Origin of the sequence: Candidatus Protofrankia californiensis, assembly GCF_900634765.1 — a bacterium.
GTDB lineage: Bacteria > Actinomycetota > Actinomycetes > Frankiales > Frankiaceae > Protofrankia > Protofrankia californiensis.
Genome location: NZ_CAAAFT010000200.1, coordinates 5,940 through 6,926, shown reverse-complemented (window position 1 = coordinate 6,926; position 987 = coordinate 5,940). Strand labels below are relative to the sequence as shown.

Annotated in this window: 1 protein-coding gene; it reads right to left on the bottom strand. The window is 67.0% G+C overall.

All coding sequences use genetic code 11. The features are described from left to right. Nucleotides 1-52 precede the first annotated feature (52 nt). Nucleotides 53-760, bottom strand: coding sequence for a Clp protease N-terminal domain-containing protein (locus tag DD1DGNOD_RS11050; RefSeq protein ID WP_131768146.1), 708 nt, complete (start codon nt 758-760; stop codon nt 53-55). Between the last annotated feature and the right edge of the window lie 227 nt (nt 761-987).

The window sequence follows — 987 nt, the reverse complement described above, 5'->3', positions numbered from 1 at the left end:
ACCGCCACCCCGCCGACGCATAGGGACACTACGAACTGAACCCGACTTCAGGTCAAGGCGTTTTCCCGGCCACGGCGGCGGTGATGTGGGCTGCGGCGGTCGCCTTGTCGACGCCGAGGCCGACGAGCACGCCCGTGCCGTCTTCGAGTTCCAGCAGGGCGAGCAGGATGTGCTCGGTCCCGATGTAGTTGTGGCCCATCCGCAGGGCCTCCCGGAATGTGAGTTCCAGCGCCTTTTTCGCCCGTGCATCGAATGGGACGATGCCGGGCACCTGCTCGGCCGGAGGCGGCAGCGTCGCGGTTACGGTCCGCCGGACGGTTTCCAGCGGCACGCCCTGCGCGACGATCGACTCTGCGGCGAGTGCGTCCGGCTCGCTCAGGAGCCCCAGCACCAGGTGCTCAGGGCGGATCTCGTCGTTGTCCGCCGCACGGGCTTCGTTCTGCGCCGCCATCACGGCGTTTCTCGCCCGCTCGGTGAACCGGCTGAATCCCTGGCTGGGGTCGAGATCCGACGGTTCGCCGGGACCCTTCGGAACGAAACGCTTCTGCGCTGCCTGCTTGGTGACCCCCATACTCCTGCCGATGTCCGTCCAGGACGCGCCCGAGCGTCGTGCCTGGTCGACGAAGTGGCCGATCAGATGGTCCGCCACGTCGCCGAGGTGATCGGCGGCGATGACCGCGTCGGAAAGCTGGTCGAGCACGTCGGAGTGCACCTTCTTGATGGCCTCGATCAGGTCGTCGAGCCGGATTGGAGTCGTCATGCGTCAATCATTGGTTGACGATTCCCATCCGTCAACCCAAGGTTGACGACACTCGGGAACTGGATTCGAGGGCATGTCCGGGACAGCTCCCCGCCGCTCCTCGCCGAACTGGTGCTCGGCCGCGCCGTCCACGCAGAGCGGAAACTTCGGGCGGGAACCGAAAAACCGATGAGCTCCGGTGCGGAGACCGGACGGCGGGAGGGCTCATGACTGCGGTCCGAGCGCCG

Bases quoted from the DNA above. Each gene is read 5' to 3' on its own strand.
- DD1DGNOD_RS11050 (WP_131768146.1), bottom strand. From the start codon at position 760: ATGACGACTCCAATCCGGCTCGACGACCTGATCGAGGCCATCAAGAAG.